This window comes from Paraburkholderia sp. SIMBA_053, from assembly GCF_046534895.1.
Lineage (GTDB): Bacteria > Pseudomonadota > Gammaproteobacteria > Burkholderiales > Burkholderiaceae > Paraburkholderia > Paraburkholderia caledonica.
In genome coordinates this window covers 1-236 of sequence record NZ_JAWRXU010001692.1, presented here as the reverse complement: position 1 = coordinate 236, position 236 = coordinate 1, and the positions used below count along the sequence as shown (strand labels likewise).

Sequence of the window (236 nt, the reverse complement as noted above, 5' to 3'; positions counted from 1 at the left end):
GGAACTAGTGGGTATGGACTTAGTGGAAGTAAACCCCGCCTACGACCACGGCGACATTACCTCGCTGGCAGCAGCCACGCTGGGGTTAGAGTTTCTTTACACCCTGGCAGCCTCCAAAAAGGCGTAGGCGTTTCGCCGCTCACCTTGCGGAAGCGCTCAGCGCAGGGTCAGGTCAATGACCAACAATAGCGCCAGCGCGCCCACAGAAGGCCAGGGGCTTTTTAACACCACGCCAA

Annotated in this window: 1 protein-coding gene; it reads left to right on the top strand. The window is 58.5% G+C overall.

What is annotated here, in order from left to right; translation table 11 throughout:
• Nucleotides 1–13 precede the first annotated feature (13 nt).
• Complete coding sequence (locus SB753_RS41305; RefSeq protein WP_410805717.1) at nt 14–127, top strand: arginase family protein; 114 nt, start codon at nt 14–16, stop codon at nt 125–127.
• The last annotated feature ends 109 nt before the right edge of the window (nt 128–236 follow it).